Genomic DNA, 9,380 nt, shown 5'->3' on the forward strand with positions numbered 1-9,380 from the left:
GCATTCCGGTTCGCACACATCGCAGTTAATGCACTCATCTGTAATAAAGAGCGACATTTCTATTTCCTTTTTTCTTAAATTATCAAAACCGATTGGGCGCGGATTATAGCACAAATGACGTCGGAACAATCCGTTTAAAAGAATGTTTTACACCTTGGGAATGATTCTCAAATTCTATACTATTCAGCAACTTGCGAATAGAGCGATAATTCAAACCTACTCATTCCCGCCTTTCCTTCCCGATAAATTTCCAGCCAATCCGGTTTTTCAGGCAGCTTCCCTGCTTCAATATAGACCATTGCCCCATTTTTCAAGTGGCTTTGCAATCGGATAAACAGATTTTGCCAATCTTCCCATGCAAACGGCGGATCAAGAAACACAACATCAAATTTTTCAGACGGCCTTGTCAGATAAGCCATGCCGTCTGAACACACAATTTCCACCTGTTTCAAACCTAATTCACAGATATTTTTCTGAAGCGTTTGAACAGTTTGGCGGTGGTTATCGACCATTAGCACTTTTGCCGCATTACGAGAAGCGGCCTCCATTCCTAAAGCACCGCTACCGCTGAATAAATCTAATACCGTTTTGCCGGTTAAATCCTGACCCAGCCAGTTAAACAGTTTTTCACGCACGCTGTCAGGCGTCGGACGCAGACCATCTGCAGACAGAAAAGTTAACTTCCTCCCTCTGCATTGCCCGCCAATAATGCGTACTTGATTGGTGTGCTTGGAATGTTTGTTATTTGCCATGATTTTAAAAAAATGCCGAGTTTTCAGACGGCCTCAATTATATAGTGAAACTGCCATCAAGCCGTATTTCACTCTATTCTTTTAGAAACAAAAAGGCCGTCTGAAAATCATTTTTCAGACGGCCTTTTTCTACCCAAGCTTTAACCAATTATTCCTTCGGCGCAGGCGGTTCGATCTGCTCTTTCCAGCCGCATTCTTTTTGCGGGCAGACTTTTTCCACACCCCAGCGTTTGGTGGTTTTGATGGTCAATACCGGCCACGCGCATTTTGGGCAGGTTTCGGCTACGGGCGGGTTCCAGGTGGCGTAGTTGCAGTCGGGGTAGGTGCTGCAACTGTAAAACAGTTTGCCGTAACGGGATTTGCGCTCGACGAGGTTGCCTTTTTTGCATTGCGGGCATTGGACGCCGGTATCTTTCGGTTTTTCCAGCGGCTCGACGTGCTTGCATTTGGGGTAGTTGGCGCAACCGATGAATTTGCTACCGGTGCGGCTGTATTTGTACACCAGCCGTCCGCCGCATTTAGGGCATTCGCGCCCGTCGAGTTCGGCTTGCTCGGCTTCGGCTTTGGCGATGCGCTCGGCGGCTTCTTCGGCGGTTTCATTAACGTTGCGGGTGTAGCTGCACTCGGGATAGCCGGCACAGGCGACGAAGCGGCCCATTTTGCCGAACTTGATTTGCAGTTTGTGTTCGCCGCATTTTGGACAGGTTTCGTCGAGTTCCTGCGTGGTGAATTTGGCGCGTTCGATGCCTTCTTTTTCTTCCACTTGTTTGATGAACGGTTTCCAGAATTTGTCCATCACGGGAATCCAGCGGCGTTTGCCGTCGGCGATTTCGTCGAGCTGGTCTTCGAGTTTGGCGGTGAAGTGGTAATCGACGTATTGGGCGAAATGTTCGGTCAGGAATTTGTTGACGATGTCGCCTGTATCGGTAGGCATGAAGCGTTTTTGCTCAAGGGTAACGTATTCGCGGTCTTTGAGCGTGGAAATAATGCTGGCGTAGGTTGAGGGGCGGCCGATGCCGTATTCTTCGAGGGCTTTAACCAGCGTGGCTTCGTTGTAACGCGGCGGCGGGGTGGTGAAGTGTTGTTCGCCGTAGAGTTTGTCCACGGGCAATTTGTCGCCTTCGCTCATTTCGGGCAGTTTTTTGCTGTCTTCGCCTTCTTCATCGTCGCTGCTTTCTTCGTAAACGCTGAGGAAGCCTGCGAAGGTTTGCACTTGTCCGGTTACGCGGAATACGCCTTTGCCGACGGTAATATCAATGGTGGTTTGGTCGAATTTGGCGGGCGTCATCTGACAGGCAACGGTGCGCTGCCAAATCATTTGATAGAGTTTGAACTGGTCTGCGCTCAGGAAGGGTTTGACGCTTTCGGGCGTACGGTACACAGAAGTCGGACGGATGGCTTCGTGCGCTTCTTGGGCGTTTTTGGATTTGGTTTTGTATTGTTTGGCGGCACTCGGCAGATATTCTTTGCCGATTTTGTTTTCGATGTAATGGCGGATTTCAGTTAACGCTTCATCGGCCAAATTCACGCTGTCGGTACGCATATAGGTAATCAGACCGATAGCGCCCTGCCCTACGTCTATACCTTCGTAAAGCTGCTGTGCGGTACGCATGGTGCGGTCGGTGGTAAAACCGAGTTTGCGCACGGCATCCTGCTGCATGGTAGATGTGGTGAACGGCGCGGCGGGATTGCGGCTGCGCTTTTTCTTTTCGATGGCGGTAACGACTGCCTCTTTGCCTTCGAGTTCTTTCAATACGTCGGCTTGCGCGGCTTCGTTCGGCAGGTCGAATTGTTCGAGTTTCGCGCCGTTGTATTGGGCAAGTTTGGCGGTAAACTTGCTGCGGCCTTTGTGGCTGTCGAGATGTACCGTCCAATATTCCTGCGCTTCAAACGCGCGGATTTCGTTTTCGCGTTCGCAAATCAGGCGCAAAGCGGGACTTTGCACACGGCCTGCACTCAAACCGCGGCGGATTTTTTTCCACAACAATGGCGAAAGGTTGAAACCGACCAAATAGTCCAAAGCGCGGCGGGCTTGTTGCGCATCGACCAAGTCCATTTCGATTTCGCGCGGGTTGGCGACGGCATCGAGTACGGCGTTTTTAGTGATTTCGTGAAATACGACACGCTGCGGCTTGATGTTTTTCAAGCCGCGTTTGGATTTAAGGATTTCCAAAAGATGCCAAGAAATGGCTTCGCCTTCCCTATCCGGGTCGGTTGCAAGGTAGATGTTTTCAGCTTCTTTGGCACCGGCAACGATGGCATCGACGTGTTTGCTGTTGCGGCTGATCAATTGGTATTTCATGGCAAAGCCATTGTCGGGATCGACTGCTCCGCTTTTCGGAACCAAATCGCGGACGTGGCCGTAAGACGCCAAGATTTCAAAATCACCGCCCAGATATTTTTTCAGGGTTTTGGCTTTGGACGGGGATTCGACGATTAATAGGTTTTTCGCCATTATTGTTCTCTTTTGGATGTATTGGATTTATGTTTCAGACGGCCTTTTATCATTTTGTTCAGGCCGTCTGAAAAAAGGTTTAGTGCATCACGTTTTGTCCGGTCAACGCACTCATCAAGTCGTCGCCAATCAGGACGGGTAGCTCGCTTTTGTGCATCCACAACACTAGCAATACCAACACTTTGGCGGTATCGAGGGTGATTTCGTCCGATGGAATGTGCATCAGGGCGTGAATGACGATTTCGCGTTGCTCATAAGTAATTGCGTGTTCGGTAACCAAATATTGCATCAAGCCCATGACTTCCTGCGGCAGGTTTTCAGCTTCTTCACGGCAGAATACGCGCAGGGAGTCGCTGTTAAACGGCTCGGCATAGAATTCGGACGTATTGAACAAGACTTCCATCATCATCAATGTATTGCCGATTTCCGTAGCATCAAAACCCGCATCTTCCAAGAGGCGACCCAAGTCCTCCGGAGGCGGACAATTGTCGAAATCTTGGAAGTGTTCGATTAAATAGGCAATGACTTCGGTCATGCTGGTTCCTTAAATATAGATAATTTATGCTTTGACACGCTGATAACGGCCGCCCGGCAAGGCGGAAACGATACCGTCAAGTTCGTATTCCAAAAGCTGTGCGTACACGTCTGCCGCTGCCGTATTGGTTTGTTGCGCCAAAATATCGGGGTGTATCGGGTCGTAACCCATTGCTTCCAATAAAGCGCTTGTTGATGGGGCAGCAGATAGGTTTTCAGACGGCCTTTGCGGTTCATCCACTATTGTTTTTGGTTGCAGACGTTTGGTTTGATCGTTTTTCGGTTTTACCGTCTTATTTATAGAATATGATGGAACAGGCGTATTTTGCAATAGCTGCGGACACTCATGGAGAATATCGTCCAAACATTCAACCAGTTTTGCCCCGTCTTTAATCAGCTTGTGGCAGCCTTTGCTGTGCGGATTGTCTATCGAACCGGGTACCGCCATCACTTCACGCCCCATCTCCGCCGCCAGCTTGGCAGTAATCAATGAGCCGGATTCCAATGCCGCCTCGACCACCAATGTCAGCTGCGACAACGCGGCAATTAGACGGTTGCGGCGCGGAAAGTTGCCTGCAAACGGACGCGTGTCCAAAGGGAACTCGCTGACAATCAATCCCCTTTCTGCAATTTCATAAGCAAGGTTTTTATTGGATGGTGGATAAATACGGTCTATACCAGTTCCCCAGACGGCAATGGTACCGCCATCTGCCTGCAATGCGCCCTGATGGGCGGCGGTATCGATACCCGAAGCCATACCCGATACGACGGGAATGCCTTTTTCACTCAATGCCCTGCCGAAATCTTTGGCAATCCGCATTGCCTGCGGCGTGGCATGGCGGCTGCCGACAATCGCGGCAGAAGGTATGTGCAGCAGCTCTGCATTGCCGCGTAAAAACAAGACCGGCGGCGCGGTAATGCCTTGTGTCAGCATTTCGGGGAAATCATCATCTTGCAGCAACAACAGACGGCAACCGTCCTGCATTTCCCATTGTAAAGCGGCTTCGGCAGACTGCTGCGCCAAAGCCCGTTTATCCGCATTACGCCACGACTCAGCCGCCTGTTTATGGCGCACCAACGCGGCAATTTTGTCTGCCGGCGCATTCAAGGTTGCTTGTGCGCTACCGAATTGCTGCAACAGCACCAAAAAACTTTCTGCGCCGATATAGGGCGTAAATGCCAGTTGCAACCAAGCAAAACGCTCGTTTTCCGTCATCAATCTGTTCCCTTTTCGTAATGGTTGTTCAGACGGCCTGAAGTAAATAAAGGCCGTCTAAAAATTTCATTGATATAAAACTTCTGTCGGCTTAAAAGGCAAAATAACCATGCCTAGCCATATCATTATTTTTATAAAGTATTGCTTGTCTAAACACACCGTCAAATGACGATGCCGTCTGAAAAACCTGATGGCTTTCAGACGGCCTTTTTTGTGTTTGAACCGATATTGCGCTTATTCTTCGGATTTGTCGGCGCTGCGGCGCGATACGCTGATACCGAGTTGTTTGAGTTTGCGGTAAAGGTGTGTACGCTCCAAACCGACCTTTTGCGCCACGCGGCTCATATTTTGGCCTTCTTGGGCGATATGGTATTCAAAGTAGCGGCGCTCGACTTCTTCCCTCAATTCGCGCAAAGGCATATTGAAATTGAAGCCGCCGATGATTTCTGTCGCCGTCGCATTTTCCTTCTGACCTAAAGCCATGGCAACGGCCTGCTCGTCCACTTCTTTGCCGTCAGATTCCAACATGATGTTTTTCACCGTTTCGGCAAGCTGGTCGTAATTGCCCGGCCAATCGTATTGGCGCAAAACCACCAACGCGCTGTCGCTGAATTTTACCGGCTGGATTTTTTGACTTTCGGCCAAATCGGTCATGATGCGGTTGATTAAAAAGACGATATCGTCCGGCTGGCTGCACAAAGAAGGAACATCGATGCGCTCTTTCAACAGCTCCGCCAGTCTGCCGGTAACGACGTCATCGGCGCTCTCACCGCGTTTAAAGCCGCAAGAAGCAATCACACGGACATTGTAGCGGTCGGCTTTTTCCAGCAAGAAAGCAATGCCGTTTTGGATATTTTTACTGTAACGGGCAATATCGCCGACATACAAAATGCCGCCTGATGCCTTTTGCAACAGCTCCATCGGCGTATCGACAATGTGTTCGACACGGTCGGTTGCCACCCAAGGCGTACCGCTTTTGTGCAGATAGCGGGCGACAATCTCAAACGGCGAACCTGCCTCACCGGCAAACAACAGCGGGCGGTTGTGTTTGGCAGCCGCTTCAATGCTGCCGTTCATTTCTTGAATGACGGAACTGTTGCCCAATTTGTCCAAAGTCATACCGGAGACCGTCTGAACTTCGCCATGTTTCAAGGCGCGTTCTACTGCGGACAAGAGTTTTTGCAGGGCAATCGGTTTTTCCAGAAAATCGAGTGCGCCGATTTTGGTGGCTTCAACCGCAGTGTCAATGCTGGCATGGCCGCTCATCATCACCACAGGCATATTGAGTTGGCCGTTTTTCGCCCACTCTTTCAACAAAGTGATGCCGTCGCAATCGGGCATCCAAATATCCAGCAACACCATGGCCGGACGCGTTTGATAACGCAATTGGCGCGCTTCTTCGGCATTTTCGGCCAAAGTGACGGTATAGCCTTCGTCTTGAAGGATCTCGGAGAGCAGGTCGCGGATGCCTACTTCATCATCTACAATCAAAATATCACTGCTTCGCATAAGTTTCTGCCATTTCCGGTAAAGCTATTTTGACGCACGCGCCGCCACTGTTCTGATTGCTCAGGCTGATACGGCCGCCATGCTCCTCGATAATTTTTTTCACAACGGGCAAACCAAGTCCCGTTCCTGTCGGTTTGTCGGTAACGTACGGCTCAAAAGCATTGTGCAGCATTTCTTTGCTGAAACCTTTGCCGTTGTTGCAGACGGTCAGGAAAACCTGTCCGCCTTCGCGCCCTGTTTCGACGTTTACTTGCGGCGTTTCGTCCGACTCTGCCGCTTCTGCGGCATTCTTAAATAAGTTATGCAACACTTGGCGCATCGCCGTCGTATCGGCAACAATCGGCAAGGTGTCGGCGCTGAGCCGCGCATTAAACTTGCACACGCCGGCCTCATATAATACCAATACTTCCGACACCAAACCGTTTAAATTTTGTTTTTCTAAATTCAGCGACGGCACACGCGCATAGTTGCGGAACGCTTCGACCATTTCTTTCAGCGCGGCCACCTGTTTGACGATGGTATCGGTTGAACGGCTGAGAATTTGGGCGTCTTGTTCATCTAGTTTATCATGCAATTTCCATGCCAATCTCTCGGCGGAAAGCTGGATAGGCGTAAGCGGATTACGGATTTCGTGCGCCAAACGTTTTGCCACTTCGCCCCATGCGGCCTCTTTTTGCGCCCGCATCAAGACGGTAATGTCATCAATCACCATCACCACGCCGTTATCATTGTCTTCCGGCAAAATGGTGGCTTTGCCCAACAAGATTCGGGCATCATCGGGCGCGGCGTATTCGACTTGGACGGGTTTGTTGCTATCGGCGGTTTCATTAATGGCGGCAAACACATCGGCCAACAGGGTTTGCTGCGGCGATTTGCCGTGCCATTGATGCCAGTTACTGCCCCACAAAGACACCAGCGAAACGCCCAAAATCTGTTCGGCGGCCTTGTTAAAGGTTTTCAGACGGCCATTGGCATCCAAAGTAATCACGCCTGTAGTCAAACTTTCCAACACGCATTCCAAATAATGGCGTGCTGCTTCTTCGCGCAAACGGTTGCGCTCGTCTGCCTCTTTGGCAATCGCTAATTGCTCGGTCATGTGGTTGAATAACTGGGTCAAACGGCCGAACTCGTCATTGCGAAATACCGGCCGAGTCTGGCTGAAGTCACCCTGAGCCACCGCCCGCGCACCCTCTGCCAGCGACAATACCGGTGCCACAAAACGGCGGGTAAAATACAAAGCCATCACCAGCGCCAAAAAGATGGCCAATAATGTCGCGACCAACAGCGTGGACAGGAAAAAGGTTTGCAGGCCTTTTTTGGTATAACTCAGTTCGGCATATTTGGCTCGGGCCGCTTCAATCAGCGTCGCGTCTTGGGCAACATCTTTCGGAATCGGCTGCCGGAAAAACAACGCATAATCCTGATTTTTATGCGTACCGATCAGCATCCAGCCTTGAGCATACAGCACGCCGCCGATGTTTTCCAAGCTGCGCACCGAACCGGTCTGCTCCAGCTGCTCCCATCCTTCTTTGTTGAGTTCAGGTTGATTTAGTTTCAGGGGATTGATGCTTTTCTCGGCTTTATGGGTGGTCGCGTTATAAAGCGCCAGCTGGGCAAAGTCGGCAGTAAGTGCGGATTGTGCCAGCGTTTGCCCCAAATTGCCGTCCAGTGAAGCGGCGCTGATTAAGTCGATCTGCACTGGCGTGGCGTTGCTGACAGCGTTGTCCACCGCCAAGCTCAGCGCGGATTTGCTCAAGTTTAAGCTGCGCTCTAGAGCCTCATAGGTATCGTTGCCAAACCAAGAATTAATCGTACCGTTAATAAACTGGGCGGAAATACCGAACAAAAACACGCCCGGCAATACGGCAACCAAGGTAAACATCCCCGACAGCCGACGCGCAATCTGCGAACCGAACACGCTTTTGCTGTTGTCGCGTATCAAAAGCACGACATAGCGCACCAACACCGCCGCCAACACCAGTAACAGCAAGCCGCACAAGGCGACAATCCACCAGAAATAATCAGACAATACGTTGCTGCTGCCCGTTGCAACAGTCAGACCGTACAACAAAACAACGGCGAATACGGCGGCAATCAGAAGAAAGCGGCGCATGGTTTACTCCTGCACGACCGACAAGGATTTCCAACCGGAATCCAAATGCCAGTTTTTAGACGTCAGGGCATTGATTTGGAACGGTTTGGGCAGCTTGGCGGTTGTCAGCAGCAGGCGGATTTCAGCCTTCGTGTCTTTGGCGGCCACATCACTCAGCTCACCCTTGGACAAAACCTTCCAATTCACGACCGCGCCCACTGCACGCAAGGCAGTCTCAAGCGTGTCGTACTCGGTAGAAAACGTACCAACGGTAACGCGATAGCGGTTGGTCAGTGGATGGAAGGACAATTTGTATTGAATCGTGCTGTCGTTGTTGAGCAGCTGGTCGAACTTGAATTTATAAGACGACATAGACGGCGCTGACAGTTGCCAACTCAAATTGAAATGCAGGGGGAAGCCCTGTTTGAGTGCTTCTTTAAGCTGGTCGGGCAGATCGGTGCGGAAACGGCTGCTGACGGAAAGCTGTCCGGCATGGGTCAGCTTTGCCTCGGCACGGGTCGCACTGATGCCCTCGCCCGCCGCATTCAACGACACGGCAAGCAAGAGCGGTACAATCAGCGTTTTACTGCTTTTTAATAAGCGCGTAATAAAAGCCATCTTGATGTTTGTTCGGTAAAAGCACACGCGATTCGATCAGCTCGGCATCAGCATGGCGGTTAAGGAATTTTTGCAACTGACCGTCGTTTTCTTCGACAAAGACCGAGCAGGTAGCCAGCAACATCCTGCCGTTTTTCGTCAGGGTCTGCCACAGCGCGTCTAATAATGCTTCCTGTTGGCGTGCGGTTTTGACGGCATCGGTCG

Annotated in this window: 7 protein-coding genes and 1 pseudogene; all 8 read right to left on the minus strand. The window is 50.8% G+C overall.

Translation table 11 applies throughout. The annotated features are described in order from the left end of the window. Positions 1-179: 179 nt before the first annotated feature. Entirely contained in the window at positions 180-752 is a 573-nt protein-coding gene (gene rsmD, locus ACTHUT_RS10070; protein WP_137041336.1) for a 16S rRNA (guanine(966)-N(2))-methyltransferase RsmD, read from the minus strand. Positions 753-900: 148 nt separating this feature from the next. Further along, positions 901-3,207 carry a type I DNA topoisomerase gene (gene topA / locus ACTHUT_RS10075; RefSeq protein ID WP_250601638.1) on the minus strand — a complete coding sequence of 769 codons (2,307 nt, stop codon included), beginning with the start codon at positions 3,205-3,207 and terminating at the stop codon, positions 901-903. A 79-nt stretch (positions 3,208-3,286) separates the two neighbouring features. Beyond that, on the minus strand, positions 3,287-3,742 hold the full coding sequence (locus ACTHUT_RS10080) for a DUF494 family protein (RefSeq protein ID WP_003679497.1): 456 nt from the start codon (positions 3,740-3,742) through the stop codon (positions 3,287-3,289). 24 nt (positions 3,743-3,766) lie between these two features. After that, a complete protein-coding gene (dprA, locus tag ACTHUT_RS10085; protein ID WP_250601640.1) occupies positions 3,767-4,957 on the minus strand; it encodes a DNA-processing protein DprA in 1,191 nt (396 codons plus the stop codon). Positions 4,958-5,191: 234 nt separating this feature from the next. Beyond that, complete coding sequence (locus ACTHUT_RS10090) at positions 5,192-6,466, minus strand: sigma-54-dependent transcriptional regulator (RefSeq protein WP_250601642.1); 1,275 nt, start codon at positions 6,464-6,466, stop codon at positions 5,192-5,194. Then, the gene (locus ACTHUT_RS10095) at positions 6,453-8,579 is read right to left on the minus strand and encodes an ATP-binding protein (protein WP_440418773.1); all 2,127 of its coding nucleotides are present in this window, start codon (positions 8,577-8,579) and stop codon (positions 6,453-6,455) included. Before ACTHUT_RS10095 ends, ACTHUT_RS10090 begins: the two co-directional genes overlap by 14 nt. A 3-nt stretch (positions 8,580-8,582) precedes the next feature. After that, positions 8,583-9,176 carry a DUF4390 domain-containing protein gene (locus ACTHUT_RS10100; RefSeq protein ID WP_250601646.1) on the minus strand — a complete coding sequence of 198 codons (594 nt, stop codon included), beginning with the start codon at positions 9,174-9,176 and terminating at the stop codon, positions 8,583-8,585. Beyond that, a pseudogene (locus ACTHUT_RS10105) lies at positions 9,142-9,380 on the minus strand (16S rRNA (cytosine(967)-C(5))-methyltransferase RsmB); the annotation flags it as partial. The gene ACTHUT_RS10100 and the pseudogene ACTHUT_RS10105, both read right to left, overlap by 35 nt.

This window comes from Neisseria sp. P0022.S010 (assembly GCF_051956635.1).

Coding starts and splice junctions, on each gene's coding strand:
- rsmD (WP_137041336.1), bottom strand. CDS start 752: ATGGCAAATAACAAACATTCCAAGCACACCAATCAAGTACGCATTATT.
- topA (WP_250601638.1), bottom strand. CDS start 3,207: ATGGCGAAAAACCTATTAATCGTCGAATCCCCGTCCAAAGCCAAAACC.
- ACTHUT_RS10080 (WP_003679497.1), bottom strand. CDS start 3,742: ATGACCGAAGTCATTGCCTATTTAATCGAACACTTCCAAGATTTCGAC.
- dprA (WP_250601640.1), bottom strand. CDS start 4,957: ATGACGGAAAACGAGCGTTTTGCTTGGTTGCAACTGGCATTTACGCCC.
- ACTHUT_RS10090 (WP_250601642.1), bottom strand. CDS start 6,466: ATGCGAAGCAGTGATATTTTGATTGTAGATGATGAAGTAGGCATCCGC.
- ACTHUT_RS10095 (WP_440418773.1), bottom strand. CDS start 8,579: ATGCGCCGCTTTCTTCTGATTGCCGCCGTATTCGCCGTTGTTTTGTTG.
- ACTHUT_RS10100 (WP_250601646.1), bottom strand. CDS start 9,176: ATGGCTTTTATTACGCGCTTATTAAAAAGCAGTAAAACGCTGATTGTA.